The 26,318-nt window shown below is 67.6% G+C and carries 24 protein-coding genes; 7 read left to right on the top strand and 17 right to left on the bottom strand.

Features of this window, described 5'->3' with window-relative positions:
- Window positions 1–9: 9 nt before the first annotated feature.
- From glmM to egtB, 5 genes are all read right to left on the bottom strand, one after another.
- A complete protein-coding gene (gene glmM / locus ACWPN7_RS12675; protein ID WP_103040645.1) occupies window positions 10–1,377 on the bottom strand; it encodes a phosphoglucosamine mutase in 1,368 nt (455 codons plus the stop codon).
- A gap of 130 nt (window positions 1,378–1,507) precedes the next feature.
- Window positions 1,508–2,668, bottom strand: a complete 1,161-nt coding sequence (gene folP, locus ACWPN7_RS12680; RefSeq protein WP_459197845.1) for a dihydropteroate synthase — start codon at window positions 2,666–2,668, stop codon at window positions 1,508–1,510.
- A gap of 119 nt (window positions 2,669–2,787) precedes the next feature.
- Window positions 2,788–3,246 carry a hemerythrin domain-containing protein gene (locus ACWPN7_RS12685; protein WP_014240091.1) on the bottom strand — a complete coding sequence of 153 codons (459 nt, stop codon included), beginning with the start codon at window positions 3,244–3,246 and terminating at the stop codon, window positions 2,788–2,790.
- Window positions 3,247–3,325: 79 nt separating this feature from the next.
- Window positions 3,326–4,300 carry an L-histidine N(alpha)-methyltransferase gene (gene egtD / locus ACWPN7_RS12690; RefSeq protein ID WP_459197846.1) on the bottom strand — a complete coding sequence of 325 codons (975 nt, stop codon included), beginning with the start codon at window positions 4,298–4,300 and terminating at the stop codon, window positions 3,326–3,328.
- Window positions 4,300–5,571, bottom strand: a complete 1,272-nt coding sequence (gene egtB / locus ACWPN7_RS12695) for an ergothioneine biosynthesis protein EgtB (RefSeq protein WP_200775857.1) — start codon at window positions 5,569–5,571, stop codon at window positions 4,300–4,302. Before egtB ends, egtD begins: the two co-directional genes overlap by 1 nt.
- Window positions 5,572–5,751: 180 nt before the next feature.
- Between egtB and ACWPN7_RS12700 the strand changes: the two genes are divergently transcribed.
- Complete coding sequence (locus tag ACWPN7_RS12700; RefSeq protein WP_149650449.1) at window positions 5,752–6,906, top strand: SDR family oxidoreductase; 1,155 nt, start codon at window positions 5,752–5,754, stop codon at window positions 6,904–6,906.
- Between the two features lie 8 nt (window positions 6,907–6,914).
- On the opposite strand, the gene ACWPN7_RS12705 is transcribed toward ACWPN7_RS12700, so the two are convergent.
- From ACWPN7_RS12705 to ACWPN7_RS12720, 4 genes are all read right to left on the bottom strand, one after another.
- Window positions 6,915–9,725, bottom strand: a complete 2,811-nt coding sequence (locus tag ACWPN7_RS12705) for a bifunctional diguanylate cyclase/phosphodiesterase (protein ID WP_459197848.1) — start codon at window positions 9,723–9,725, stop codon at window positions 6,915–6,917.
- A gap of 142 nt (window positions 9,726–9,867) precedes the next feature.
- The gene (locus ACWPN7_RS12710; protein WP_038528447.1) at window positions 9,868–10,374 is read right to left on the bottom strand and encodes a hypothetical protein; all 507 of its coding nucleotides are present in this window, start codon (window positions 10,372–10,374) and stop codon (window positions 9,868–9,870) included.
- 72 nt (window positions 10,375–10,446) lie between these two features.
- Window positions 10,447–12,054: an MBL fold metallo-hydrolase RNA specificity domain-containing protein gene (locus ACWPN7_RS12715; RefSeq protein WP_407825528.1), complete on the bottom strand. Its 1,608-nt coding sequence runs from the start codon at window positions 12,052–12,054 to the stop codon at window positions 10,447–10,449.
- A gap of 77 nt (window positions 12,055–12,131) precedes the next feature.
- Window positions 12,132–13,025 carry a ribose-phosphate diphosphokinase gene (locus ACWPN7_RS12720; protein WP_459197850.1) on the bottom strand — a complete coding sequence of 298 codons (894 nt, stop codon included), beginning with the start codon at window positions 13,023–13,025 and terminating at the stop codon, window positions 12,132–12,134.
- A gap of 187 nt (window positions 13,026–13,212) precedes the next feature.
- On the opposite strand from ACWPN7_RS12720, the gene ACWPN7_RS12725 reads away from it, so the two are divergent.
- Window positions 13,213–14,124, top strand: a complete 912-nt coding sequence (locus tag ACWPN7_RS12725; protein WP_492273303.1) for a GGDEF domain-containing protein — start codon at window positions 13,213–13,215, stop codon at window positions 14,122–14,124.
- Between the two features lie 233 nt (window positions 14,125–14,357).
- Here ACWPN7_RS12725 and ACWPN7_RS12730 read toward each other — a convergent pair whose 3' ends face one another.
- Complete coding sequence (locus ACWPN7_RS12730) at window positions 14,358–15,476, bottom strand: hypothetical protein (protein ID WP_492273304.1); 1,119 nt, start codon at window positions 15,474–15,476, stop codon at window positions 14,358–14,360.
- A 293-nt stretch (window positions 15,477–15,769) separates the two neighbouring features.
- On the opposite strand from ACWPN7_RS12730, the gene ACWPN7_RS12735 reads away from it, so the two are divergent.
- Window positions 15,770–16,321, top strand: a complete 552-nt coding sequence (locus ACWPN7_RS12735; protein ID WP_459197853.1) for an NUDIX domain-containing protein — start codon at window positions 15,770–15,772, stop codon at window positions 16,319–16,321.
- 16 nt (window positions 16,322–16,337) lie between these two features.
- Here the strand turns inward: ACWPN7_RS12735 and ACWPN7_RS12740 are convergent, their stop codons facing one another.
- Both ACWPN7_RS12740 and ACWPN7_RS12745 read right to left on the bottom strand, forming a co-directional pair.
- Entirely contained in the window at window positions 16,338–16,934 is a 597-nt protein-coding gene (locus tag ACWPN7_RS12740; RefSeq protein ID WP_038528457.1) for a hypothetical protein, read from the bottom strand.
- 67 nt (window positions 16,935–17,001) lie between these two features.
- The gene (locus ACWPN7_RS12745; RefSeq protein WP_014240080.1) at window positions 17,002–17,481 is read right to left on the bottom strand and encodes a hypothetical protein; all 480 of its coding nucleotides are present in this window, start codon (window positions 17,479–17,481) and stop codon (window positions 17,002–17,004) included.
- A gap of 279 nt (window positions 17,482–17,760) precedes the next feature.
- Here ACWPN7_RS12745 and ACWPN7_RS12750 point away from each other — a divergent pair, with 279 nt between their 5' ends.
- Window positions 17,761–18,171 (top strand): hypothetical protein, encoded by a 411-nt coding sequence (locus ACWPN7_RS12750; RefSeq protein ID WP_038528462.1) that lies wholly within the window; start codon window positions 17,761–17,763, stop codon window positions 18,169–18,171.
- Between the two features lie 76 nt (window positions 18,172–18,247).
- On the opposite strand, the gene ACWPN7_RS12755 is transcribed toward ACWPN7_RS12750, so the two are convergent.
- The 4 genes from ACWPN7_RS12755 to ACWPN7_RS12770 form a co-directional block, all read right to left on the bottom strand.
- The gene (locus tag ACWPN7_RS12755) at window positions 18,248–19,324 is read right to left on the bottom strand and encodes a BMP family ABC transporter substrate-binding protein (protein WP_014240078.1); all 1,077 of its coding nucleotides are present in this window, start codon (window positions 19,322–19,324) and stop codon (window positions 18,248–18,250) included.
- A gap of 94 nt (window positions 19,325–19,418) precedes the next feature.
- Window positions 19,419–20,351 (bottom strand): ABC transporter permease, encoded by a 933-nt coding sequence (locus tag ACWPN7_RS12760; RefSeq protein WP_038528464.1) that lies wholly within the window; start codon window positions 20,349–20,351, stop codon window positions 19,419–19,421.
- Window positions 20,348–21,448 (bottom strand): ABC transporter permease, encoded by a 1,101-nt coding sequence (locus ACWPN7_RS12765; protein ID WP_038528467.1) that lies wholly within the window; start codon window positions 21,446–21,448, stop codon window positions 20,348–20,350. Before ACWPN7_RS12765 ends, ACWPN7_RS12760 begins: the two co-directional genes overlap by 4 nt.
- A 206-nt stretch (window positions 21,449–21,654) precedes the next feature.
- On the bottom strand, window positions 21,655–23,190 hold the full coding sequence (locus ACWPN7_RS12770; RefSeq protein ID WP_081862924.1) for an ABC transporter ATP-binding protein: 1,536 nt from the start codon (window positions 23,188–23,190) through the stop codon (window positions 21,655–21,657).
- A gap of 319 nt (window positions 23,191–23,509) precedes the next feature.
- On the opposite strand from ACWPN7_RS12770, the gene ACWPN7_RS12775 reads away from it, so the two are divergent.
- From ACWPN7_RS12775 to ACWPN7_RS12785, 3 genes are all read left to right on the top strand, one after another.
- On the top strand, window positions 23,510–23,917 hold the full coding sequence (locus ACWPN7_RS12775) for a GreA/GreB family elongation factor (RefSeq protein WP_038528471.1): 408 nt from the start codon (window positions 23,510–23,512) through the stop codon (window positions 23,915–23,917).
- Window positions 23,918–24,086: 169 nt separating this feature from the next.
- Window positions 24,087–24,992 (top strand): CAF17-like 4Fe-4S cluster assembly/insertion protein YgfZ, encoded by a 906-nt coding sequence (gene ygfZ, locus ACWPN7_RS12780; protein ID WP_459197854.1) that lies wholly within the window; start codon window positions 24,087–24,089, stop codon window positions 24,990–24,992.
- Window positions 24,993–25,152: 160 nt separating this feature from the next.
- Window positions 25,153–25,746: a PRC-barrel domain-containing protein gene (locus ACWPN7_RS12785; protein WP_492273305.1), complete on the top strand. Its 594-nt coding sequence runs from the start codon at window positions 25,153–25,155 to the stop codon at window positions 25,744–25,746.
- 70 nt (window positions 25,747–25,816) lie between these two features.
- Here the strand turns inward: ACWPN7_RS12785 and ACWPN7_RS12790 are convergent, their stop codons facing one another.
- Window positions 25,817–26,230 carry a COG4315 family predicted lipoprotein gene (locus ACWPN7_RS12790; RefSeq protein ID WP_247875111.1) on the bottom strand — a complete coding sequence of 138 codons (414 nt, stop codon included), beginning with the start codon at window positions 26,228–26,230 and terminating at the stop codon, window positions 25,817–25,819.
- Between the last annotated feature and the right edge of the window lie 88 nt (window positions 26,231–26,318).

A 26,318-nucleotide genomic window follows, 5' to 3' on the forward strand; every position in this document is an offset into this window, starting at 1 on the left:
GGGTGGGCCTTAGGAGGCGGTCTCCAGCCGGGCGGCGTCCGTGATGGCGCCGGCAATGTCGGCCACCACCGCGTGCACCAGCCCTTCGTCGTCGCCTTCCGCCATGACGCGGATCACCGGCTCGGTCCCCGACTTGCGGATCAGGATGCGTCCCGACCCGTTCAGCCGCGCCTCGCCGTCGCGGATCGCCGCCTGGACGGAAGCGATCTCCAGAGGCTTCGACCCGGCGGCGAAGCGGACGTTGGTCAGCTTCTGCGGCACCGGGGCGAAGACCTGGCAGACCTCGCTGGCCGCCCGGCCGCCGGACTGGATCAGCACCGCCAGGACCTGGAGTGCGGCGATCAGCCCGTCGCCCGTCGTGGAATAATCGGACAGCACGACGTGCCCCGACTGCTCCCCACCGACGTTGTAGCCGTGCTCGCGCATATGTTCCACCACATAGCGGTCACCGACCGGCGTGCGGACCAGAGCGATGCCCAGCCCCTGGAGGTGCCGTTCCATGCCCAGGTTGGACATGACCGTGGCGACCACGCCGCCGCCCTTCAGCGTCTGCGCCTGCGCCCAGGAGGAGGCGATGAGCGCCATCACCTGATCGCCGTCGACGACGCGCCCGGCCTCGTCGACCATGATCAGGCGGTCGGCGTCGCCGTCCAGCGCGATGCCCAGATGGGCGCCGTGGGCCACCACCTGCTCCTGCAGGGTGCGGGTGGCGGTGGCGCCGCAGTCCTTGTTGATGTTCAGGCCATCCGGGTTGACCCCGACCGGGATCACGTCGGCCCCCAGCTCGTACAGCACCTTCGGGGCGACGCGGTAGGCGGCACCGTTGGCGCAGTCCACGACGATCTTCAGCCCGTCCAGCCGCAAGCCGCGCGGGAAGGTGTTCTTCACATACTCGATGTAGCGGCCCGTCGAATCCTCAAGGCGCGAGGCGCGGCCGAGATCGGCGGAGCCGGCGAGGTCCGGCGCGAAGGGCTGGCCCATGCGCGTCTCGATGGCGATCTCCACCGCGTCCGACAGCTTGTAGCCGTCCGGGCCGAACAGCTTGATGCCGTTGTCCTGATACGGGTTGTGCGAGGCGGAGATCATCACGCCGAGATCGGCGCGCAGCGAGCGCGTCAGCATGGCGACGGCGGGCGTCGGCAGCGGGCCGAGCAGCACCACGTCCATGCCCATGGAGATGAAGCCCGCGGTCAGCGCCGGCTCCAGAAGATAACCCGAGAGGCGGGTGTCCTTGCCGATCACCACGCGGTGCCGGTGGTCACCCCGGCGGAACTGCAAAGCGGACGCCATCGCGACGCGCAGGGCGGTTTCCGCCGTCATCGGGTCGATGTTGGCGGTGCCACGGATGCCGTCGGTGCCGAACAGGTGTCGCGTCATGAAATCCCTCAGGAATAGGCCAGTCACTGTACCGCAATCGCGGATGTGGTGAGAAGGTCATCGCTTGCCGCGGGGGGCAGGGTCAAGAACCCTTCCGCGCAGACGCCAAAGGGTTACGCGCACGCTGCGATCACGGCACCCTTGCAGGGTGCAGCCCCTCCCAGACGGCGCGCGCCTGGATCGTTTGGGGAACGTCATGCACACGCAGGATCTGCGCGCCCTGGTTCAGCGTTTCCAGCCCCCCGGCCAGCGAGCCGCCCAGACGCTCCTTCGGCGGCTCGCTGCGCGACAGCTTGCCGATCAGGGTCTTGCGCGACAGCCCGATCAGCAGGGCGCAGCCCAGCCCGTGATAGAGGGCGGTGTGGCGCAGGATGTCGAGATTGTGCTCCACCGTCTTGCCGAAGCCGATCCCGGGATCGATGGCGATGCGCTCCAGCGCCACCCCGGCGGCGAGGCAGGCCTCCACCCGCTCTTCCAACCAGTCGAACACGTCGAGCGCCGCGTCCTCATAGGTCGGGTTCTGCTGCATGGTGCCGGGTTCGCCCCGCATGTGCATGACCACCACCGGGGCCGCCTTCTCCGCCACCAGCGGCAGCGCGCCGAGGTCGCGCAGCCCGGCCACGTCGTTGATCAGCGCCGCCCCGGCGTCGAGCGCCGCGCGCATCACCCGCGCGTGGCGCGTGTCCACCGAGACCACGGCGCCCTTGGCCGCGAAGTGGCGGACGACCGGCAGGACGCGGGCCTCCTCCTCCTCCGGCGACACGGGGGCGGAACCGGGACGGGTGGATTCGCCGCCGACGTCCAGCAGGTCGGCGCCGGCCTCCAGCATCGCCTCGCCATGGGCGATGGCGATTCCGGCGTCGAAGAAGTCGCCCCCATCGGAAAAGCTGTCCGGCGTCACGTTGACAATGGCCATGATGCGCGGACGCCCGAGGTCCAGCCCGGCGAACGGCGCCCGACCACGGGTCAGTGCGCCCAGCCGCTTGTCGAGGCTCTGCGCCACGGCGGTGCCGCGCTCCCACCCCCAGGCCATGATTTCGGTCAGCGGCGCGAAGGCCCGCTCGATCCGCGCCCCCTGCCGGACGATCAGTTCGGCGGTGGCGAAGGAAAAGCGCCCGCCGGCCAGCGGCACCGCCGCCCCGGCGCTCCAGGCGGCGATGGGCAGCAGCCCGACCGGCCTCAGATAGACGCGGACACCACCCTCCCCCGCCCAGGGCGCGAAGGAGGCGAGCGAGCCGGCGGCGGATTTCGGGGCGGGTTTGGCGATCGGAGTCTTTGCGATCGGGGGCATGGCGACGATTCGTGCAGCGGAACGGAAGACCGCAGCCTGTCACGGCGGGAAGCCCCGGCGCAAGAGACTGCGGTCCATCGTTTCACCGGAGTTTCACCGGAACGCCGTTGCTCTCGGTGTTATGCGCTCTTGGGCAGCGGGGCCAGGGCAGCCAGCATCTGCTTCTTGCGCTCGCCATAGATGCTGCCGAGTTCCTCGGCGCGCTTGTCGTCGAGCGCCTTCTTGGCCTCCTCGAACAGCTCCTCCTCCTCCTCGTCGAGGTGGTGGCGGGTGACCTCGCCCAGCACCTGGAGCTTGGCCTTCCAAGCGGTGCTGTCGGCGGGCATGGCGTTCAGCTCGTCGAGGAAGCCGTTGATGATGTGGTGCTCGTTCAGGCCCTCGGTGGTCTCCTGCTTGGTGTTCTTGGCCTTGGACAGCGATTGGTAGAAGACGGCCTCCTCGATCTTGCCGTGCGCCCACAGCTCGCGCTGCAGATCCTCATAGGCGGCGCGCCCGTCGCCGTCCGCCTTCTCGGCCGCGTCGAGCAGGCGGCGGATGGTGTCGTGGTCCTGCTTGATCCGGTCGAAGATGCTGGTCATCGGTCCTGTCCCGTTGTTGCGGTGTCTCGACGGGATTCAACCCTGGCTCCGATCCCGGTGTTCCCGGTGCCAAACGGGGTCAGCCATGCCGAACCATCCAGTGCAGGCTGAACAGGCTCCGCTCGTCGGTCCAGCTCCGCTCGGTGCGCCAGCCGGCGCGGGCGGCGAGGCGACGGAAGCCGGGGACGGAGTATTTGTAGGAGTTCTCGGTGTGGATCGTCTCGCCGCGGGCGAAGCGGATGGGATGGCCGGCGACGCGGACGGTCTGGTCCTCCAGGCTGCGCAGATGCATCTCGATCCGTCCGCGCGCGGTGTCGTAGCGGGCCACGTGGGCGAAGCGGTCCAGATCGAAGGTGCCGTCCAGTTCGCGGTTGATGCGGGCCAGCAGGTTCATGTTGAAGGCGGCGGTTACCCCGCGGGCGTCGTCATAGGCGGCCTCCAGCACCGCCGGGTCCTTGCGCAGGTCCACCCCGATCAGCAGCCGCGCCCCGGCCCCGAGCCGCCGCCCCAGGCCGCTCAGGAAGGTCATCGCCTCGGCGGGCCGGAAATTGCCGATGGTGCTGCCGGGAAAGAAGGCCATCGTCCGTTCCGGCGCGACACCCCGCGGCAGCGCGAAGCCCCGCACATAATCGGCGGCCACCGGCACCACCGTCACCGCCGGATAGTCGCCGGCCAGCCGGGCGGCGGCGGCGATCAGATGGTCGTGGCTGATGTCCACCGGCACATACATGGCCGGCGCGTCCAGCGCGTCGAGCAGGATGCGCACCTTGACGCTCGACCCGCTGCCCAGCTCCACCAGGGTGGCGCCGCGCCCGGCCAGACCGGCGATCTCCTCGGCGCGGTCGTGCAGCAGCGCGGTCTCGGTCCGCGTCGGGTAATATTCGTCGAGCGTGCAGATGGCGTCGAACAGGGCCGAGCCCTCGGCGTCGTAGAAATACTTGCAGGGCAGGCTCTTGTCCGGGCGGGACAGCCCTTCCAGCACGTCGGACAGGAACACGTCATCCTGCGCCGGCCCCTGCGCGAGATGGGCGCGGGCGGCGGAAATTGCGGTCATCAAGCGTCCTCCGCGAGGCGCACGCCGCTGAACATCCAGCGTTGGTGCGGATAGAAGAAATTCCGGTAGGTGGCGCGGGCATGGCCGTCCGGCGTGGCGCAGCATCCGCCGCGCAGCACATACTGGTTGGCCATGAACTTGCCGTTGTATTCGCCGACCGCCCCGACAGCGGGACGGAAGCCCGGGTAGCCGCTGTAGGCGCTGGCCGTCCATTCCCAGACGTCGCCGAACATTTGGGCAAACCCCTCGTCCGCCGCGGCGGCCACCGGGCGAAGCAGCCCGCTACCCAGCGTGTTGCCGGTGGGAGAAAGCCCGGTGGCGGGAATGCCGGCGGCGGCGGTTTCCCACTCGGCTTCCGTCGGCAGGCGCTTGCCGGCCCAGCGGGCGAAGGCGTCGGCCTCGTAGAAGCCGACGTGGCTGACCGGGGCGTCCTCGTCCAACGGATGCTCACCCAGCAGGGTGAACTCCCTCCAGCCGCCGTCCTCGCCGCGCCGCCAGTAGGCCGGCGCCTCCCACCCCTCCGCGTTGACCGTGGCCCAGCCGTCGGACAGCCAGAGCGCCGGGTTGCGGTAACCGCCGTCCTCGACGAAGGCCAACCACTCCCCGTTGGTCACCGCGCGGGAGAACAGCCGGAAGGGGCGCAGCAGCACCTCGTGCCGCGGTCCCTCGTTGTCGAAGGCGAATCCCTCGCCCGCATGGCCCACCGCGACGATCCCGCCGTCCACCGCGATCCAGCGCCCCTCATGGGCGGGGCCGCGCAAGGCGGGGCGGTACGGACGGTAGGCGGGCGCGACCGGGTTGCAGGAGAACAGGTGCAGCAGGTCCATCAGGATCAATTCCTGATGCTGCTCCTCGTGGGCGAGGCCCAGCGTCACCAGCGGGGCCAGCCTCTCGGCGTCGCCACGCTCCAGCAGGGTCAGCATGGCGGCGTCGACATGGTCGCGGTAGGCCGCCACCTCGGCCACGCCGGGCCGCGTCACCAGACCGCGCCGGGGCCGCGGATGGCGGGCGCCGACGGCCTCGTAATAGGAGTTGAAGAGATAGCCGAAAGCCGGATCGAAGGGCCGGTAACCCGGCAGATTCGGACTCAGCAGAAAGGTTTCGAAGAACCACGTCGTGTGGGCCAGATGCCATTTGACCGGGCTGGCGTCCGGCATGGACTGCACCACCTGATCCTCCGGCGACAACCCGACAGCCAGTTCCGCCGAGGTGGCGCGCACCCGGCGGAATCGGTCGGCGAGTCCGCCGGCTTTGGCGGCTGTTTTGAGCATGGGCGCTGTTTCCCTCCCCGCCTGACAGGTTCCGGTAAAGCTGTGCCGCTTCGCAGGGCCGCCAACCCTCCTTTCGGAGTGGCCCGGACGCACCGCCCGGCGGCAACGCTCCGCCCCACTGCCTGTTCACAGCGGATGACGCACGGATTCCGACGATCGAACGATGGAGGAACGGCATTCATGCAACCGCGTCTCAAACCCATTGACGAGCAGGTGATCGTCATCACCGGCGCGTCGAGCGGAATCGGGCTGGTCACCGCCCGCATGGCCGCCCGGCAGGGCGCGAAGGTCGTCCTGGCCGCCCGCGACCGCGACGCGCTCGCCCAGGTGGCGGAGGAGATTCGCGCCGAAGGCGGGGACGCGATCCACTGCGTCGCCGACGTGGCCGACCCCGACGCCCTGCGGAGGGTGGCCGACGCCGCGGTCCGCAGCTACGGCCGGATCGACACGTGGGTGAACAACGCCGGCGTGGCGATCATCGGCAAGCTTCTGGACACCGCCCCGGACGACCACCGCCGCCTGTTCGAGACGAACTACTGGGGCGTGGTCAACGGCTCGCTGGCGGCCATCCCCCACCTGCGGCAGGACGGCGGGGCGCTGATCAACATCGGCAGCGTGCTGTCCGACCGCGCCATCCCGCTCCAGGGCGCCTATGTCGCCACCAAGCATGCCGTGAAGGGCTTCACCGACGCGCTGCGCATGGAGCTTGAGGCGGAGGGCTGGCCCATCTCGGTCAGCCTGATCAAGCCGGCGGCGGTCGACAGCCTGTACGAGGACCACGCCCTGAACCTGCTGGACGCGGAGCCGAGCAACCCGCCCCCGGTCTACGCGCCAGAGGTCGTGGCGAAGGCCATCCTGCATTGCGCCCGCCGGCCGATGCGCGACCTCTATGTCGGCGGCGGCGCCAAGCTGTTCGCGCTGGCGGAAACCTTCGCGCCGCGGCTCACCGACCGGATCATGGAGCGGACCCTGCCGCGGGTCATCCGCTCCGGCGGGCCGCGCCGCCCGCGCAACGACGCCCTGCACAGCCACGGCGACGACGGGCGGGAACGCGCCGGCCGGCATCGCTTCGTGCGGGAAACCAGCCTCTACACCGAGGCCAGGATGCATCCCTGGGTCACCGCCGCGGTGGTCGCCGGTTTCGGCGTGCTGGCCGGGGCGGCGATGGCGCGCGGCTGGGTGCGGGACGAGGACGCAGCGTCGGGGCTGAACCGGCACCGCCGGTCGATGCGGCGGCATCGGGACCGGATGGACGAGGAAGGGCGCACCATCGGCCACAACGCCAAGCCGGCATGGCAGGCCGCGGAAGAAGGCATGGTGACCTTTCCCCGCTGACCGCCGGTCTACACCGACTCCCTCGCCGCCTCGGTCACGGGAGCGTGGTGGCGCCCGCGGGTGGCGCGCAGCGCCAGGATCGGCTCCAGCTCCTCCGCGAGGACGGGGCGGCTGAACAGATAGCCCTGGAAGCTCTCGCACTTCAGGCTGCGCAGAAGCTGGAGCTGCGCCTCCGTCTCCACCCCCTCGGCGACCACCGACAGGCCGAGGCTGCGGCCCAGACCGACGATGGCGCGCGGGATGGAATCGCCGGTTCCATCCTGCTCCAGATCGAGGATGAAGGAGCGGTCGATCTTCAGCTTGTCGATCGGGAAACGGTGCAGGTAGTTGAGCGAGGAGTAGCCGGTGCCGAAATCGTCCAGCGCGATCAGGCACCCGCGCTGCTTCAGCGCGCGCAAGGTCGCGATGGCCAACGGAATGTCGTCGATCAGGGTGCCCTCGGTCACCTCGATCTCCAACTCCCACCCCTGGAGGCCGTTGCGGTCCAGCGCGGCGTCCACCTTGGCGGGAAGCTGACCATCGCGGAACTGCTGGGCGGAGACGTTGACGGCGACCGGCACCGTCAGGCCGATCTGGTCGTGCCAGCGGCGGATCTGGGCGCACACCTCGTCCAGTACCCAGTCGCCGATGGCCTGGATCAGGCCGGTTTCCTCGGCCACGGGCAGGAAGCGGTTCGGCATGATGAGGCCGGCTTCCGGATGGCGCCAGCGCAGCAGAGCCTCCACCCCGACCACGAGATCGTCGGAAATGCGCAGCTGCGGCTGGTAGACCAGGAACAGCTCCCGGTTCTGCAGGGCACGGCGCAGCGCCGCCTCCAGGTCCAGACGCTCGCGGGACCGCGCGCCCATCTCGCGCGTCACGAAGCGGTAGGCGTTCCGCCCGGCGTCCTTGGCGTTGTACATGGCGATGTCGGCGCAGCGGATCAGTCCCTCCGCATCCTCCGCGTCGTCGGGAAACAGGCTGATGCCGATGCTGGGCGACACCACGAAGTTCCGCCCGCCGATGGTGAAGGGCGCGGCGAGCTGCGCCATCACCTTTTCCGCCACCGCGGCGGCCACGCCCGGCGTCTCGATGTTCGGGACGACGATCAGGAATTCGTCGCCGCCCAGCCGGCCCACCGTGTCCGATGGACGCATCGCCCCGTGCAGCCGCCGCGCCACCGACCGCAGCACTTCGTCGCCGAAGGAATGGCCCAGGCTGTCGTTGATGATCTTGAAGCGGTCCAGATCGATGAACAGGACGGCGACCCGCGCGCCGTCGCGCCGCGCCTCCCGGGCCGCCTGGGCGATGCGGTCGAACAGCAGGACGCGGTTGGGCAGGCCGGTCAGCGGGTCGTAATGGGCCAGATAGTGGACGTGCTGCTCGGCCCGCCGCTTGTCGCCGATGTCTTCGACGAAGGCCATGACGAAGGGCGGGTCGCCGGGTGTGGACACCGGCTGGAGGTGAAGAGAGAAGTGGCTGTGCCGTCCACCGGCCAACAGCAGGCGGTCGACCTCCAGCCGCGCGCTCTCCCCGGCAATCGCGGAGTCGATGGCGGCGATCACCGCCGGGTCCGGGGCGCGCAGCCTCGTGTCGGTTCCGATCAACCCGTCGCGCGCCACCCCGACCGTGCGGGCGAAGGCCGGGTTGCAATCGGTGATCCTGGCGTCCGGCCCGATCAGGGCGATGCCCAGCGGCGCTTGGTTGAACAGCAGGTCCAGTTCCGTCTCACGCTGGCGCAGCGAGGCGGTGATGCTCCCGGCGATCACCAGCGCCCGGTGGCGCGTCGCGGCCAGCGCCCACAGCAGGGCGGACAGCAGCAGGCTGAGCGACAGCCCCGTCGCCAGAACCAGTGTCGGCTTCCAGTGGTCCAGCCCTTCCTCGAAACTCGCACGGCTCTCGTACTGGACCGACCAGACGCGGTTGACCAGGGCGAGATCGCGGCTCGTGGTCAGCAGCGGCCGGTCCGACGCCTCCGGGCGGCTGCGGTAGAGGGGAAAATCCCCTTGCCCTTCGAACACCGTCGCCGCGACGTCGCCCATCCGGCCGAACACGGACTCCGCCAGCGGCGCGACCTGGATCGGCGTCATCACCAGACCGGCGAAGGCGACCCGCCGCTGTTCCTGCGTGGCGGGGCGCTGCCCGTCACGGTAGACGGCCTGGAAGACCAGGAAGGAAGGCGACGACGGCTCCCCCTCGTCGAGCCGCAGACCGACGACGCGGACGACCGTCGGCTCGCCGCTGTCCCGCGCCTGCTCCGCGGCGGCACGGCGCACCGGCTCCGCCAGCAGATCATAACCGAGCGTGCGCAGGGTGCGTTCGTTGACCGGAGCGGCGTACAGCGTGACGAGCCGCATCGGGCCTGTGGTGTCCGGCCAGATCCGGAAGCCGCGGAGCCCGTCCATCCGGGCCTCCGTCACCAGCTCCGGGCCGGTCCATTGATCGGCGACCCGCGCGAAGGCGACGGCGGTCACCGCCGGAAAGCGCTCGGCAAGATGCAGCCCGTCGACGAACCGGTTCCATTCCGCGCGCTTCACCTCGGGATAGGCGGTGAACAGGGCGGCGGCGGAGCGCGTCACCTGCACGTAGGCCTGGATCTGATTCTCGAAACGGCGGTGCAGTTCCTCCACCCGCAGGGCGAACCGGCCTTCGGCCTCCGCAGCGACGCGCTCTCGGGTGTCGTGCCACACCAGCGCGGTCAGCAGAAGCGCTGCCAGCAGAACCAGAAGGGGAAGGCGCTTGGGAATGGTCAGCGCATCGGTGGCGGAGTCGGCCATGGCATCGGCAGCGGACTCGCCCGGCGCGCGGTCGATCGGATCGGGGCTGGAAGACCTCTGCATGGGGCCGTACCGAAGCTGCCTGTGACGCCGCCACCCGGACTCCGACCATCGGAACGACGCGCGCCGGTAGACCTTAACCAGAATGTGCGCGTGCGAGAAGCGTATAAATATGGGCGAAATCACCCACAGCGTGCGACGACGCTCAAAACTCCTGCAACACCTTGGGACTGTTCTGCAAAAGCGTTTCGATCATGCCGAGGATCTGCTCGATCTTCGTGCGGGTGGCGTCCAGTTCGTCGGCCGTCTTGTCGTCGATGCCGGCCTCCATCAGCATCATGTCGAAGGCGTTCAGCGTCTCCGAAAAGGCTTTCTGTTCCGCCTGGAGCACGTCGAAGGCGCCGAGCGAGCTGGTCAGCGCCAGCGGCGGATCGCTGACGAAGGCGTAGCTGATGTCGGTGAAATGGGCGATGGCCGTCAGCTTCTGCCGGATCACCCATTGCGGAAAGTTCGGCGGCAGGTCGTTCCCCGTCTCCGGAAGACGCTCCTGGATGGAGAAGACCAGCCCCTGGATGTCGAGATAGGCGTTTCGGATCTCGCGGAAATGGGGAAAGGTCTTGGGCTTGCCGGCGTTGCGGACACGACCCAGCCGGGCGTTGTCGTCGGTCAGCTTGCGCGCCATCTGGACCACGATGTTCGCCACCTTCCCCATCGCCCCGTCATCCTTTTGTCTCGCGGCTGTCATCGATCTATAGCATGCGCCGCCCGGCCGAGGGCAGGACGTTCACTGCGCCGGCCGCCCCTGCGCCTGCGGCAGGCGGTCGCCCACCCCGCGAAGCAGCGCCTCGCGCGCCGCGTCGTCGGGTGCCGCGTCCAGCGCCCGGTGCAGGTCCAGCAGGAAGGCGGCGTAGCGGTTGTGCCAGTCCCGCCCGGCGGTCACGGCCTCCGGCTCCAGCCGCGACGGACTGCCCTCGGTCGTTGCCGGCGCCTGTGCCGGGACGGAGGCGGTCAGGTCGGCCACCTCGTCCAGTTCGGGCAGGCGGATCAGCGCCGGGTTCCAGCCGCGGCGGACCAGGGCGTCGCGCAGACCGGCGCGGGCCTCCTCCTCGCCATGCACCAGGAACAGGCCGCGCTTCACGCCCTGCCGCGCCGCCACCCAGGCCAGCAGGCTGCTGCGGTCGGCGTGGCCGGAATAGACGTCCAGCGACCGGATGCGGGCGCGCACCGCGATCTCCTCGCCATGGATGCGGACGTTGGCCGCCCCCTGCTGCAACAGGTGGCCCAGCGTGCCCGGCGCCTGATAGCCGACCAGCAGGACCGTGGCCTCCGGGCGCCACAGATGGTTCTTCAGGTGATGGCGGATGCGCCCGGCGTCGCACATGCCGCTGGCCGCCATGACGATGGCGCCGCCCTTGATCGCATTGAGCTTCTGGCTCTCCGCTGCGGAGCGCACACGGTGCAGGTTGGGCCGGGCGAAGGGATCGCCCCCGGTGCCGAGATCGGCCAGATGGCGGCGGAACACCCCGGTGACGGAGTCGGCCAGCGGCGAGTCGAGGAACACGTCGACCAGCGGGATCTCGCCGCGGTCGAACAGCCGGTGCAGGTCGTAGAGAAGCTCCTGCGTGCGCTCCACCGCGAAGGCCGGGATCAGCAGCGGGCCGCCCGCGGCGAGCGCCGCCCGCACCTCGTCGCGCAGCAGAGCCTGCCGCTCGGCCTCGCCCACCTCCACCCGCTCGCGGTTGCCGTAGGTGGTCTCCAGCACCATCCAATCGGGCCGCGGCGGCCCTTCCGCGTCGGCGTGGAAGGATTTGCCGCCCGGCCCGAGGTCGCCGGAGAACAGGATCGCCTCCGCCGTCCCGCCGCGCGTCACCTCCAGTTCCACCGACGCCGAACCGAGGATGTGACCGGCCTGCCAGAAGCGGGCGCGGATGCCGGGCAGCACCTTCACCCACTCCCCGTAATCGACCGCGTGCAGGTGGCGGATGGCCGCCTGGGCGTCGGCCTGGGTGTAGATCGGCTCCACCGCCGGGCGCCCGCGCTGGCGGTTGCGGCGGTTCAGCCGCTCGACTTCCGTCTCCTGGATGTAGCCGCTGTCGGGCAGCATGTAGGCCAGCAGGTCGGCGGTGCCGGCGGTGGTGTGCACCCGCCCCTTGAAGCCCTGGCGGACCAGCTTCGGCAGCAGGCCGGAATGGTCGATGTGCGCGTGGGTCAGCAGCACCGCCTTCACGGCGGACGGCTTGAAGGGGAAGGGCCGGTAATTCAGCTCCTTGACCGTCTTGGTGCCCTGAAACAGGCCGCAGTCGATCAGCAGATCGCCGTCGCCGGTGCGGATGCGGAAGCAGGAACCGGTGACCGTGCCGACGGCGCCGTGGAAGGTGAGGGACAGTGTCATGGCGAAACCCCGCCTTGTTGTGCCCTGTCCCTCTATCCTGCCTGACGAAGGGTTACCGGCCCGTCAACAGGGGCCCATCAACAGGGGGCTGCCAGCGCGTCGGCGATCAGCCGGGCGAGCGGCAGGGCGTTGCTGGGGTGCGGAACCCCGTCGCAGGACAACGGCATCCCCAGCCCTTCGGATTGGAAACGGGCGGCCACCGCCGCATCGAACAGGGCGTGGACCCCGAACACCCGGACCGACGCCGCCCCCGCGGCCCGCGCCGCCCGTGCGCAGGAGAAGATGGTCTCGCCGGAGCTGATGACGTCGTCGACGATCACCACGGGCCGGCCGGCCAGCGGCGCGTCGGCGGGCAGGGTTACCGTCACGTCGCGGTCGCCGCGCCGCTCCTTCCGCCCGACCAGGGCGGCGAGACCGAGCGGCCCGGCCACCGCCTCGACCAGCGGGGCGGCCTCCTCGTCCGGGCCGACGATCACGGCGTCGGGCGCGACCCCGTCACGGCGCAGCCGCTCGGCGATGGCTCCGGCGCCACTGAGGCAGATGGAGGGCCGCCCGACGAACACCTCGTCCAGCGTGTGGGTGCGGTGGAGATGCGGCTCCACGCAGACGAAGCGGTCGAACAGCCGGCCCAGCCAATCCCCCACCACCGTCTGGCTCACCGGCTCGCCCGGGCGGAACACCGCGTCCTGACGCATGTAGGCCATGTAGGGGGCGACGAGGCACAGCTCCGTGGCGCCCTGGCGGCGCAGGACGGAGGCGGCCAGCGTCAGTTCCACCAGCTTGTCGTTCGGGCGGTCGAGCGAGCGGTAGACCACGGCCCGCTCCACCGATTCGGGCAGGCGGACGAGGCTTTCCCCATCCGGAAAGCGGTGCAATTCGGCGATGTGGCAGGGAACGTTCAGGGCCTCGGCCAGACGCCGCGCGCCGTCGGCCGATTCCGGAAATCCATAGACGCCCGTATAGCGGGCCATGCTGTTCCCTCTTGCGTTGCGCGCCCGGACATGGGCGCCCCTCTCGGCCCGTACTATGCCGCAAGGGCCGCAGCGGGGCGACCACGACCTTAGGCGCAACGTTACCGTGAAGGCGATAGGACGGCAGGGACGGACTCCTGAAAATGATGCTGCGGCGGTCTTCCACTCATTGACCACAGACGAAGGTATGAGGCAGTTTCCCGCCATGCGCGTGCTCATCGCCGACGATACGGTCCTGATGCGCACCATGCTCTCGGAGCAGGTGGCGTCCTACGGCCATGACGTGATCCTGGCCAGGGACGGCCGGGAAGCGCTGAACCTTGCCCAGGCTGAACCCTTCGACATCGCCATCATCGATTGGGAGATGCCGCGGCTGTCGGGGCTGGAGGTGTGCTGGCTTCTGAAGGCCGATCCGCGCACCGCCTACAGCTACCTGATCCTGATGACGTCCCACGACGAACCCTTCTACGAGATGAAGGCACTGGACGCCGGAGCGGACGACTTCATCCACAAGCCGGTCAACCGCGCCCACCTCAAGGCGCGGCTGAAGGCGGGCGGCCGCATCACCGAAATGCACCGGCTGCTGGTCGCGCAGGCGCAGACCGACCCGCTGACCGGCGTCGCCAACCGGCGCGCCCTTCTGGACCGTGCGGGTGAGGAGATCCAACGGGCGCAGCGGGCGCGGCAGCCTCTGTCCCTGCTGATCGCCGACATCGACCATTTCAAGCGCATCAACGACAGCCGCGGTCACGCCGCCGGCGACGAGGCCTTGCAGCGTTTCGTCCGGACGCTGGACGGCGCCCTGCGCCCCGGCGACCTGATCGGGCGCTACGGCGGGGAGGAGTTCGTGGTTCTGCTTCCCAACACCGCGCTGGCGGATGCGTCGGCCGTGGCGGAGCGCTTGCGCCAGCGCGTCGCCGCGCAAGAGATGGGGCCGGACGGCAATTCGTTCCGCATGACCGCCAGCTTCGGCGTCGCCCCGGTGACGCCGGGCGCTCCCGGCGGCATCGACGACGCGCTCCGGGTGGCCGACGCCGCGCTGTATCGGGCGAAGGCCGAAGGGCGGAACCGCGTGGTCCCTTCTCAAAGCACCCAGTAAAACCCGGATCTGTTAGGCTAAAACTGCTGATTCTCTTCAACCTTAAGATAGTTCTAATCTATCCCTTTGTTCGTCCAGATCATCTCGGCCATGGCTTGGTTGCGGAGCCTTGGCGTCAGACCCTAAGTCGGAGGTCCTTAAGCTACGGCCCGAAACATCGCTCCCAATGACGGAACGTCATGGGTTGACAACCGGTCGAATTGATATGCCAACACACTGCCGCCGACATGAACTCAACGGCTCCGCTCAACCCGAAATAAGCAATTAAAAGAAGAAACAGTAATATTTTTCATATTATCCAGCAACGATATTATTGATATACAAAATACAAAGTTCAATATATAGATGAAAATAAATGGAACTATGAAATTATCCAAGCAGTCACTATTATAGTACTTAAAAATGACGTCAATAGCACTATTCGACAGTCCGTAACCATCACATCTTTTAATCATTTCTCCCGACACCCCCGGGCTCGTCTCGCAAGCAGGCAGGTGCATCACCAAACCAACCAAAAATGAGCTTTTGAGTATATTGATTTTGTTTCTTGAGTAGACAAACAACATTAGCCCTAAAACAATTAGACAGGAAAACAAAAATACATTCTTTGCCTTATACCCTCCTGATACTGTGTATTCTGACCCAATAAAATATGATATGTATAGAGTTCCAATTATACTTGGACCGAAATAAAGCGCGGCCGCGGCAAGCCTCAACCTCACGCGACTAACTTGGAAATGCTTCATTTGTTCATAAGACACTATATTTCTTGTTATTGAATAATATTCCATTATTAGAGAGCAGAATGCCATAAATATAGATAAAAATATTACGATAACACGGACATCAAAAAACTCTGATCCGCCTTGATAACCAGAAAAATTGTCTGAAAAATACATTATAATTGCAACCGAAATAGCAGAAAATATTTTAGCTATCATGCCATAAGAGGCGCCAATGAAAAGGAAGCCATTAACTATCACTAATCTTGAAGTCTTATCTTTTATAAACTTGTACGGAACGCTCGCATAAACAAGAAAATAGTTTGCCAAAACAATATAAACTAATATGTATAAATTTGAGTAATCTGGGATTATATCAATATGCTTTTGTGGAACATGGTACATTTTAGCGAATATGTATAAAACACCAAGAGCAATAATATTCCCAATGATCGCAGAAACAATTATTTCATAAATGTTCATAACCCATGGATTCATTAAATTATTATCTGACAGCTCTTTCGAGTTCATAAAAAAGAGGCTTCTTCCTCGCCTTATCTCCCTCTTTGTGTTGAAGAACATTTCAAATGGCTTCAATGAGACAGCCTCGCATATCGCATCCACAATCATAGATCTAGCCAACTCAACCTCCGATTACACATATTAGGTAGATACCTTTATTCCTAAATGATAACCGCTGCACGATGCTTGCTCAACAGATTTTCCCCTTTTTACCGATATTGTAGAGGGCTAGTGCGCAACTCAATGATTACGATGGTGTATGGATGTCTTTTTTTGGCTGATATGAATAAAAAATTCAACCCATCTTGGATGGATCCTTAATAACCACTCTCAAGGCGTTCACACACCGCCCCTTTCGCCCGTCTCCGGCAGCGAAGACAACGGGATGCGGGGAACAGGCGATGCGCCATGTCCATGTGGCGTTTCTGGAGGGGACGAAGGTCCTGATCGTCCGGCGGCGCGAGGTCAGCACGTGGTGGGGCCGCGGCCCGGCGGAGCCGCGGGTCGTCGACGCCGCGGGCCAATGGGCGGTTCCCGGCGGCGGCTACGAGAGCGTCACCAGCCCGCTTGCGGCTCTCCAGCGCCTGTTCCACGAACAGACCGGCCTCGCCTTCCCCGACGGCCGGACGGCGGAGCCCTGGCGCCCCACCTCGCGGAGCTTCACGCTGTATTTCGTTCCGATGACCGGGCTGGAGTCGCTGGCCTCCTCGATCACCCTGCGGGTTGCGCAATCCGCCGTCACGCCCGGGCGCCCGGCGGGCGGCGCCATCGTGAACTGGGAGCTGTCCTCGGCCCACGTCGTGCCGCTCGCCAAGGTGGTCGCCCATCTGGGGGTGCGCCAGCCGGTCTCGCACGAGAACCAGCTCGCCATCACCCGGCAGGCGATGCGCTCGCCCTCCTCCCAGTCGATCGAGCGCTACGCGACCATGGCCGCGATCATCGCCCTGCAATGAGCCCGCCCCGCTGGCCTCAACCCTCGCTCTCCCCCGGCGGGGTGCGGACGGCGGTGGCCGCGAGATACTGGGCCGCCGTGCGCAGCAGGAACTCCGCCACCGCCATGTCGCCCAGGTCGCGGTCGGGGCCGCCCAGCCGGTGGCGGCGGTCCGCGTCGATCAGGCCGGTGGCGATCACCTGCGCGGTCAGCCACGCCCGCTGCTCCTCATCCGGCACGCCGGCCATGCGCTCCAGCATCTCGTTGCAGGCATGGTCGATCGTTCCCAGGCCGGGCCGGTCGGACGACAGGTAGCTGGTTTCGTTCTGCGGCGCCGGCTCCCCAACGTAGGAGCGGGCGAGCAGCGCCGTCTCCAGGGTCAGCCGGAAGGCGGTGCGGCGTGGCCGCCCCTTCCGCCGCAGCCGCAGCGCCATCATGGTGAAGAGCTGGGCCACCGCCTCCACCCGCTCCGCCGGCACCTCGTCAAGGATGTCGACGATCTCGGCGCTGACGGCGTTGCGCGGCGCCTTCTCGCCGGGCCGCACCACCGCGGTGGCGAAGACGGCGATCAGGGTGCGCAGGGCATCGGCCTGTTCCACGGGAGAGATGCGGCCGATCTGGGCGGGGTCGAACATGGGGGCGCTCCGCTCTGGCTGGGAGGGATCAACAACTCCTTCCAGCAATGTTGGAACGCGGGGGCGGTCAGGAATCCCCCTCCTTCGGGTCGATGGTCTCCGCCCGTCGGCTGATCAGCTGGTAGAGCCCGAGCCCGAGCACCATGAAGACGATGACCATCAGCAGGATGGCCGGATACACCATGTCGCTCATCTGCGAGGTCCGCGCCTCGAACACCAGCACCAGCCCTTCCAGGCTGGCGGCGATGATGATGGTGGTCAGGAACTTGGTCAGGGTGCGCCGCGCCTCGTCGGCGTGCCGCAGTTCGCGGTCGTGCTCCAGCTCCTCCTCATAGAGATACTTGGCGATCTCGAAGACGGCGATGGCCAGAACGATCATGCCGACGCCGTCCAGCAACCCGTGGGTCGTCGCCTCGATGTCGAGGAGCAGAAGGCTGTGAAACACCGAATAGGCGGCTACGCCGATGAACACCAGGGCGAACAGCATCAACACGCCGGTCGCCAGGAAATACATGACCCGCGACGCCTTTTGAAATCCGTTCCCCACGATGCGCTTCCCTTTCCGACGCGAGAGCCTGTCCTGCGGCTGTCAACGCATCGTCCCGGCTTTCGGACCGCAGCCTTGCGGGTCACCCCGGAAGGGAAGGTGGAACCGGCGGCCCGGCCCGCGTGTTTGGAGTCAGGCAGCACAGGGGATTGTGCCTCCTCGACAGGCTCCGCCGCGCTCCCTGAAGCGGCGGAGCCTTTCTTTTCCTGCCCCTTGTCTTCTCCTGCCCCTTGCGTTTATGGCTGCGGTGCCGGACCACGCCGACCACGGAACCGCCCCATGCCCGACACCCCGCCGCCCTCCGCCGAGTCCCTGCACGCCCTGCTCGACCGCTACCTGCGCTGCCCGTCCGAGCCGCTGCGCGGGGAACTGAATGAGGCTTTGACCGCCTTCCAGACGGCCTGGATACACGCCCGCGCCGGGCAGGACGCCCCGACGGCGCCCCCGCCCACCCCCGCCGCACCCGGCCGCGCCCCGGCGAAGCCGAAATTCCCGATCGCCGCCGCCGATCTGGCGGTGCTGGAGCGGATGGCCGAGGGCTGGGTCCCCACTGCGGCGGAGGTTCCCCGCTGGGTCTGGTTCGAGAACCGGGAGCTTGTGACGATGGAGCCCAACCCCGCCGGCAGCGGGCCGGAGGTGATGCGCCTCGCCCCCGCCGGTTGGGCCGCGCTGGGCCGCCAGCCGGGCTGAGCGGCGGCCCAAAAAAAGCGGGCAACAAAAAAGGGAGGCCGAAGCCTCCCCTTTCCTTCCTGGCGACCGGCTCCGCTTACTTCGGAACCTTGCCCTGCACGCCCTCGACGTACCAGTCCATCTTCAGGATCTGCTCGTCGGTGGCCTGCTTGCCCTCGGCGATCACGACCTTGCCGGACTGGTCCTTCACCGGGCCCTGGAAGGAGTGGCGCTTGCCTTCCATGATGTCGGTGCGGGTCTTCTCGGCCGCCGCGACGACGTCCGCCGGGAGCGCCGGGTTGTAGGGGGCCAGGAACAGCATGTGGTCCTTGAAGCCGCCCCAGGTGTCCTGCGACTTCCAGGAGCCGTCGAGCGCCGCCTTGACGCGGTTCACGTAATACTCGCGCCAGTCGTCGACGATGGCGGTCAGGTGCGCCTTCGGGCCGAAGCGGGTCATGTCGGAGGACTGGCCGAACACCCACAGGCCGCGCTCCTGCGCGACCTGGATGGCCGCCGGGCTGTCGGTGTGCAGCGAGATCACGTCGGCGCCCTGGTCGATCAGCGCCTTGGCGGCCTCGGCTTCCTTGCCGGGGTCGTACCAGCTGTTCACCCAAACCACGCGCACCTCGGCCTTCGGGTTCACCTCGCGCATGGCGATGGTGAAGGCGTTGATGCCGCTGACCACCTCGGGGATCGGGAAGGAGCCGATGTAGCCGATGATGTTCGACTTGGTCATCTTGCCGGCGATCTGGCCGATGACCGTGCGGGCCTCGTAGAAGCGCGCGGAATAGGTGGCAACGTTGGCCGAGCGCTTGTAGCCGGTGGCGTGCTCGAACTTCACGTCGGGGTGGCGCTGCGCGACCTTCAGCGTCGGGTTCATGAAGCCGAAGGAGGTCGTGAAGATCAGCTTGTGGCCGGAGGAGGCCAGCTGCTCGATCACGCGCTCGGCGTCGGCGCCCTCGGGCACGTTCTCGACGAAGGTGGTGGTGACCTTGTCGCCCAGCTCCTTCTCCACGGCCAGACGGCCCTGGTCGTGCTGGTAGCTGTAGCCGTGGTCGCTGATCGGACCGACATAGACGAAGCCGACCTTCATCTTCTCCTGGGCGTCGGCCGCGCCGACGCCCAGCGCCAGCATGGCGGCGCCGGTGGCCAGACCCATCAGGGCCTTGCCCATGGTCCTTCTGTTCACGTGTTTGCTCCCTGATCCAATTGATTGAGCACGAACGTAAGACTTGCAGACATACCGGCGCCCGTCAGGCGTGAGCCCGTCAGGCATCGGGATGGAAAACCTTCCCGAGGCTGGCCGGCGCGTTCAGCCGGATACGGGCGACATCGCGTGAAATCACCACCAGGACGATGACGGTAGCCAGATAAGGCAGCATCGACAAGAGTTGTGACGGAATGTCGATTCCCAGCCCCTGGACGTGGAGCTGCGCGATGGTCACCCCGCCGAACAGCCAGGCGCCGAGCAGCACGCGGCCCGGCTTCCAGGTCGCGAAGACCACCAGCGCCAGCGCGATCCAGCCGCGCCCGGAGGAAATGCCCTCAGCCCACATCGGCGTGTAGTCCAGCGACAGAAAGGCCCCGCCCATGCCGCTCATCGCGCCGCCGAACAGCACGGCGAGGAAGCGGATGCGGATGACCTTGTAGCCGAGCGCGTGGGCCGCCGCGTGGTTCTCGCCGACCGCACGCAGGATCAGCCCCTTGCGCGTGGCGTAGAGGAACCAGTGCACCGCCGGCACCGCCGCCAGCGCCAGATAGACCAGCGCGTCCTGCCCGAACAGCGCCTTGCCGATCACCGGCAGGTCGGTCAGGCCGGGGATGTAGAGCTCCGGCACGTCGGCGATGGGGATGCCGACGAAGCCCTGCCCGATCAGCGCCGACAGGCCGACGCCGAACAGCGTCAGCGCGAGGCCGGTCGCCACCTGGTTGGCGAGCAGGAGCAGGGTCAGCACGCCGAACAGCGCCGCCATGCCCGCCCCCGCCGCCGCCCCGGCGACGAAGCCCAGCGTGGAGCTGCCGGTCTGCACCGCCACTGCGAAGCCGCAGACGGCGCCCACCAGCATCATGCCCTCGACGCCCAGGTTCAGGACGCCGGACTTCTCCACCACCAGCTCGCCCAGAGCGGCGAACAGCAACGGCGTGGCGGCGGCCAGCATGGCCGCCAGGATCGGGCCGATCAGGGCCAGTTCGGCGCTCATGCCGCAGCCCTCCCCACCCCGGACCCGGCAGCGCCTTTCGCGCCGAAGCGCACGCGGTAACGGATCAGCACGTCGGTCGCCAGCAGGAAGAACAGCAGCATGCCCTGGAACACACCGGTGATGGCCTTGGGCAGGCCGAGCGCGATCTGCGCCGCCTCGCCGCCGATGAAGGACAGCGCCATCAGGAAGCCGGCAAGCAGGATGCCCACCGGGTGCAGCCGCCCGAGGAAGGCGACGATGATGGCGGTGTAACCGTAGCCGGGGGAGATGGTCGGGTTCATCTGGCCGATCGGCCCGGCGACCTCGCCCAGCCCGGCCAAGCCGGCCAGCGCGCCGGACAGCAGCAGCGTCAGCCAGATGATCTTCTTCTGGTTGAAGCCGGCGTAGCCCGCCGCCGTCGGGGTCAGGCCGATGACCTTGATCTGGAAGCCGATGAAGGTCCGCGCCATCAGAAACCAGCCCGCCGCCACCGCGAGCAGGGCGAACAGCGACCCCAGATGCACGCGCGTCCCAGCGACGAGCAGCGGCAGCACCGCGTCGGCCTCGAACAGGCGGGATTCCGGGAAGGCGAAGCCGTCCGGATCGCGGTAAGGGCCGTGCATCAGGTAGTTCAGCAGATGCAGCGCCACATAGTTCAGCATCAGACTGGTCAGGATCTCGCTGGCGTTGAAGCGCACCCGCAGGAAGGCGGGGATCGCCGCCCACAGCGCGCCGCCGGCCATGCCCGCGACGATCATCAGCGGCAGCAGCCACCAGCCGCCCTCGCCGTAGAAAGCCAGCGCCAGACCGCCGCCGGTGATGGCGCCGAGCGTGAGCTGCCCCTCGGCCCCGATGTTCCAGACGTTGGCGCGGAAGCCGATGGCGAGGCCGATGGCGCAGAGCACCAGCGGAGTCGCCTTGACCGCCAGCTCACCGAGGCCGCGCAGCGACATCAGCGGCGCGATGAAGAAGGCGTGCAGCGCCTTCACCGGGTCGAAGCCCATGGCCCAGAACAGCAGGAAGCCGCTGACGAGCGTGAGCGCGACCGCCAGCAGCGGCGTCGCGTAGACCATCGCGCGCGACGCCTCGCCGCGAGGTTCGAGACGGAGGAGGGTCATGCCCGTGCCTTACCGAGGATTGCCCCCTCTCCCCCGCTCACGCGCAAACGAAGTTTGCGCTGACGCGGCAGGCGGACCAAAGGTCCGCCGGGAGCGGGGAGAGGGTTGGGGTGAGGGGGTTGCGCAGGGCGCGGCGTCCGGCAGAAGGGCATCCCCCTCACCCTCCCCTCTCCCCAGAGGGGAGAGGGTATGAAGCGTCGGTCCCATCACTCCTCATCCTCGTCGGGCGGGTGGTTGAACAGGCCGCCCATCAGCAGGCCGATCTCCTCCACGCTGGTGTGGTGGGTGGGACGGCTTTCCGAGAGATGGCCGTGGAACAGCACGGCGATGCGGTCGCTCAGCACGAACAGCTCGTCCAGATCCTGGCTGATGACCAGAACGGCCGCACCCGAGCGCGCGAGGTCGATCAGCGCACGGTGGATCGCCGCCGCCGCACCGGCGTCCACGCCCCAGGTCGGCTGGCCGACCACCAGCAGGCGCGGCTTCTGAAGAATCTCGCGGCCGATGATGAATTTCTGGAGGTTGCCGCCCGACAGCGACCGCGCCTCCGCCCGGTGGCCGTGGGTGACCACGTTGAAGGCGCCGATGATCCGTTCGGCGTAGGAGCGCGCGCGCCCGAAATGCACCAGCCCGCTGCGCACCAGCGGCTCGCGGGCGTAGCCGGAGAGCAGCGCGTTCTCCGACAGGCTCAGCTCCGGCACGGCGCCGCGGCCCAGCCGCTCCTCCGGCACGAAGGCCAGGCCGAGCAGGCGCCGCTCGCGTGGGCCGAGATGCCCGGCGGGCCGCCCCTCGATGGCGACCGACGCCGGGTCAGGCACCAGAGCCTCGCCGCTCAGCGCGGCCATCAGCTCCGCCTGGCCGTTGCCGGCCACACCGGCGATGCCCAGGATCTCGCCGGCCCGCACCTCGAAGGACACGTCCTTCAGGTTGGTGGCGAAGGGGTTGTCGGAGGTGGTGGAGAGGTGGCGGACCTGCAGCTTCGCCGCCCCGGCCTCGCCCTGCGGCAACCGCTCCGGGGTCGACAGCTCGGTGCCGATCATCATCTCGGCGAGGCTGCGCGCGGTTTCCCTGCGCGGATCGCAGCTCCCCACGACGCGCCCGCCGCGCAGCACCGTGGCGGTGTCGCAGAGCGCGCGGATCTCCTCCAGCTTGTGGCTGATGTAGAGAATCGTGCAGCCCTCCGCCGCCAGCCGGCGCAGCGTCTCGAACAGGCGGGTCGCCTCCTGCGGCGTCAGGACCGAAGTCGGCTCGTCCATGATGAGCAGCTTGGGGTCCTGGAGCAGGCAGCGCACGATCTCCACCCGCTGCCGCTCGCCGACCGACAGGTTGTGGACGTGGCGGCGCGGGTCCAGCGACAGGCCGTAGCGTTCCGACACCTCGGCGATGCGCGCCGACAGCGCGTCCATCGGGCCGGGCTGATCGAGGCCGAGCGAGATGTTCTCGGCGACCGTCAGCGTGTCGAACAGGGAGAAATGCTGGAACACCATGCCGATGCCCAGCCGGCGGGCGCCCGCCGGATCGGGAATGTGCGCATCATGCCCGTTCCACTGAATCCGGCCGGCGTCGGCGTGCAGCACGCCGTAGATGATCTTCACCAGCGTCGACTTACCGGCGCCGTTCTCGCCCAGCAGCGCGTGGATCTCCCCCGGCCGGAGGACGAGATCGACCTGATCGTTCGCCAGACAGCCCGGAAAGCGCTTGGTGATGCCGCGCAGTTCGAGCCGGTGCGGAGGGGATGACACGGATGGGGAATCCAAGGAGACGGACCGGGTAGGGGTGAAGTCGGCAGGGCATTGCCAAAGCCATGCCACTTTCGGAGAAGTCTTGCCCGTCAAGGCTGTTCGCCGTCAACAGGGGAAGCGGTTGCCCAGCCTGCGGTCATTCGCCCCGTTTCGGGCGCCTGTCGCAGCCCAACAAAGCGGCAGATGACCCAACAAATCAGCAGTTGCTTCGCACACGGACAGATGCCACGCCGCCGCACGGTTGACAAGAGGCCGCCGTCGTCCTCAGCTATGGGAAGGGCCGCCATTTCCGGCGGCCTTTGCTTATGGAGCTTTTGGAATGAACCGCAAGTCGATGCTCGGCGATCCGCCGCCGATCCGAATCACCCCCCATGACCTTGGGCGTCTCGACGTCCTTCTCGCCCATCTCAGCCAGCCCGCCGGCGTCATCGACTTCCTCCAGCGCGAGGTCGACCGCGCCGATGTCGCGGATTATTCCGACGACGGCGGAACGCCCTTCGTCCGGCTCGGCAGCCGGGTCACCTTCGCGGACGACCGGGGCACGCGGCATACCGCCACACTCATCACACCGGACGAAGCGGCCCGGCGCCAGGACGGCATCTCGATCCTGACACCGGTGGGCGCCGCCCTGCTCGGCCTGTCCGAGGGGCAATCCATCGCCTACGGCACGCTCGACGGCCGCACCAAGTCGGTGCAGGTCTTGCGGATCGAACCTCCGGCGGCCTGACGGCCCGCCTGAAGGACCATCTGACGGTCCATCGACCACGGCTTGCACCGTGGCGCGTCCGCGGAAAAGGCGGACGCGCCATGCAAGGGCACAGACCTCGCCACCCTTGCCTCCCCTGCCCCCTTCGCCCAACTATCGGGGACGTGAACGGGACAGTCGGAGCAAGGGCATGACGGCGGAACAGGCGGGCTACGCGATCCTGGAGGATCGGGGCGTCATCGCGGTCGCGGGCGAGGACCGGGCGGCCTTCCTGCAAGGGCTGGTGTCCAACGACGTGCGCCGTGTCGCAGCGGACCGCGCCGTCTACGCCCTGTTCCTGACCCCGCAGGGCAAGTTCCTGCACGACTTCCGCATCGCCGAATCGGACGGCGCCCTTCTGCTCGACCCCGAGACGGAGCGGCGCGAGGAATTCCTGCGCCGCCTGAAGATGTACAAGCTGCGCTCCAAGATCACGCTGGAGGACCGGGCCGGCGCCATGCTGGCCGTCGCCCTGTTCGGCGGCGACGCGCTTGCGCGGCTGGGTTTGCCGGAGGAGGCCGGGGCCGCGATCCCCTTCGCGGACGGCGTCGCCTTCACCGACCCGCGCCTGCCGGCGCTGGGCGCCCGCGCCTTCCTGCCGCGCGAGGGCGCCGCGGCGGCGCTGGAGTCGGCGGGCTTCGTTCCGCGCCGCGCGGAGGACTACGACCGGCTGCGCCTGTCGCTCGGCGTACCGGAGGGCAGCCGCGACCTCACCCCCGACAAGGCTCTGCCGCTGGAGAACGATCTGGACGACCTCAACGCCATCTCCTGGGACAAGGGCTGCTACATGGGGCAGGAGCTGACCGCCCGCACCAAGTACCGCGCCCTGATCAGGAAGAAGCTGTTCCCGGTGACGCTGGACGGCCCCCTGCCCGCCCCCGGCACGCCGGTGACGCTGGAGGGCAAGGAGGTCGGCGAGATCCGCAGCGGTCATGGCTCCTCCGCCCTGGCCCTGTTGCGATTGGAAGACCTCACCCGTGCGGGGCAAGACGGATTGGTCTTGACAGCCGGAGAGGCCACAGTCACGCCGGCAAAGCCAGTCTGGGCAAGCTTTTGAGTTCTTCGTCACTTTTATTCCCAAAACTTGCACGGACTAGCCGAAAGATTTTTTCGATTTTCCGCGTGACCATTCCCGCCGAGGCGCTGTTGTCGAACTGCCTTACCGAGACAAACCAAGGCACTCGACAGAAACGCCGAAACACGGAGAGGAGTGAGTTATGCGTAGGGAAATCATCGCGGCTGCGTCCGTCCTGGCGCTGATGACCGGCACGGCGATGGCGCAGACCACGTCGCCGACCACCGGCAGCCCCACCACCGGCGCCCCGACCGCGACCGAGATGAACAAGAGCAGCAGCGCCACCACCGGCAGCGCCGCGGGCCTGACCGGCGGCACGCTCGCCAGCGCCGAGAACATGATGGGCAAGAACGTCTACGGCACCGACAACGAGAAGGTCGGCGAGGTCGAGGACATCATCCTCGACAGCAACGGCCAAGCCCGCCAGCTCGTGATCTCCTCGGGCGGCTTCCTCGGCATCGGCGAGAAGCAAATCGCCGTGGACATCGGCAACGCCAACTGGGACGCCCAGCAGGAGCGCGTCCAGCTCTCGGGCCTGACCCGCGATCAGGTGAAGGAGATGCCGGAGTTCGAGTACTCCGACACCACCACCTCGCTGAACCGCAACAAGGACAAGGCCGGCGACACGGTGAACGGCGCGGCGAGCCGCTCCTCCACCGGGACCTCCGGCACCATGACCGCCCCGGGCGGCGCCACCGGCACCCCGCCGGCCGCTCCGTCGGGCACCGGCCAGTAATCGCCGATCCGGTCATGAAAAGCCCCCGCGGCCAAGCGCCGCGGGGGCTTTTCCCTGTTCGGAATCGTGCTTACGGACGCGCGACGTGCCAGACGTTGTTGACGCCGTCGCCGGTGGTGTCGCCCGGCTTGCCGTCTTTCGCCCAGTTGTAGAGCGGCTTGCCCTTGTAGGCCCACTGCATGGAACCATCGTCGCGGGTGACGACCGAATAGTCACCCATCGCCTTGGCGCCCGCCGGGGCCATCAGGGGCGGCCAGTTGGTGGCGCACTGCCCGTTGCAGGCGGACTTGCCGCCCGCATCGCGGTCGAAAACGTACAGCGTCATGCCCTTGCTGTCGGTCAGCACGGGGCCGCCGGCCGACTGGCCGGTCTTGGCGGGCATGGCGCCCTGCGCGAAGGCGGACGGCGCGAAACCAGACGGCGCCACGAGGCCGAGCGCCAGCGCGATCGCCGCGGCGGCGGTGAAACGGGTGAAGCGGTGCATGGACGGAACCTCCCTGTCGTGACGGGGCGGGTGATTGGACCCGGCCCTCACTGACAGGACGCCCGCCGCGCCGCTTTATTCCGTCCCC

The organism is Azospirillum sp. UENF 312511 (assembly GCF_058780635.1).

Coding starts and splice junctions, on each gene's coding strand:
- glmM (WP_103040645.1), bottom strand. CDS start 1,377: ATGACGCGACACCTGTTCGGCACCGACGGCATCCGTGGCACCGCCAAC.
- folP (WP_459197845.1), bottom strand. CDS start 2,668: ATGCCCCCGATCGCAAAGACTCCGATCGCCAAACCCGCCCCGAAATCC.
- ACWPN7_RS12685 (WP_014240091.1), bottom strand. CDS start 3,246: ATGACCAGCATCTTCGACCGGATCAAGCAGGACCACGACACCATCCGC.
- egtD (WP_459197846.1), bottom strand. CDS start 4,300: ATGACCGCAATTTCCGCCGCCCGCGCCCATCTCGCGCAGGGGCCGGCG.
- egtB (WP_200775857.1), bottom strand. CDS start 5,571: ATGCTCAAAACAGCCGCCAAAGCCGGCGGACTCGCCGACCGATTCCGC.
- ACWPN7_RS12700 (WP_149650449.1), top strand. CDS start 5,752: ATGCAACCGCGTCTCAAACCCATTGACGAGCAGGTGATCGTCATCACC.
- ACWPN7_RS12705 (WP_459197848.1), bottom strand. CDS start 9,725: ATGCAGAGGTCTTCCAGCCCCGATCCGATCGACCGCGCGCCGGGCGAG.
- ACWPN7_RS12710 (WP_038528447.1), bottom strand. CDS start 10,374: ATGGGGAAGGTGGCGAACATCGTGGTCCAGATGGCGCGCAAGCTGACC.
- ACWPN7_RS12715 (WP_407825528.1), bottom strand. CDS start 12,054: ATGACACTGTCCCTCACCTTCCACGGCGCCGTCGGCACGGTCACCGGT.
- ACWPN7_RS12720 (WP_459197850.1), bottom strand. CDS start 13,025: ATGGCCCGCTATACGGGCGTCTATGGATTTCCGGAATCGGCCGACGGC.
- ACWPN7_RS12725 (WP_492273303.1), top strand. CDS start 13,213: ATGAGGCAGTTTCCCGCCATGCGCGTGCTCATCGCCGACGATACGGTC.
- ACWPN7_RS12730 (WP_492273304.1), bottom strand. CDS start 15,476: ATGATTGTGGATGCGATATGCGAGGCTGTCTCATTGAAGCCATTTGAA.
- ACWPN7_RS12735 (WP_459197853.1), top strand. CDS start 15,770: ATGCGCCATGTCCATGTGGCGTTTCTGGAGGGGACGAAGGTCCTGATC.
- ACWPN7_RS12740 (WP_038528457.1), bottom strand. CDS start 16,934: ATGTTCGACCCCGCCCAGATCGGCCGCATCTCTCCCGTGGAACAGGCC.
- ACWPN7_RS12750 (WP_038528462.1), top strand. CDS start 17,761: ATGCCCGACACCCCGCCGCCCTCCGCCGAGTCCCTGCACGCCCTGCTC.
- ACWPN7_RS12755 (WP_014240078.1), bottom strand. CDS start 19,324: ATGGGCAAGGCCCTGATGGGTCTGGCCACCGGCGCCGCCATGCTGGCG.
- ACWPN7_RS12760 (WP_038528464.1), bottom strand. CDS start 20,351: ATGAGCGCCGAACTGGCCCTGATCGGCCCGATCCTGGCGGCCATGCTG.
- ACWPN7_RS12765 (WP_038528467.1), bottom strand. CDS start 21,448: ATGACCCTCCTCCGTCTCGAACCTCGCGGCGAGGCGTCGCGCGCGATG.
- ACWPN7_RS12775 (WP_038528471.1), top strand. CDS start 23,510: ATGAACCGCAAGTCGATGCTCGGCGATCCGCCGCCGATCCGAATCACC.
- ygfZ (WP_459197854.1), top strand. CDS start 24,087: ATGACGGCGGAACAGGCGGGCTACGCGATCCTGGAGGATCGGGGCGTC.
- ACWPN7_RS12785 (WP_492273305.1), top strand. CDS start 25,153: ATGCGTAGGGAAATCATCGCGGCTGCGTCCGTCCTGGCGCTGATGACC.
- ACWPN7_RS12790 (WP_247875111.1), bottom strand. CDS start 26,230: ATGCACCGCTTCACCCGTTTCACCGCCGCCGCGGCGATCGCGCTGGCG.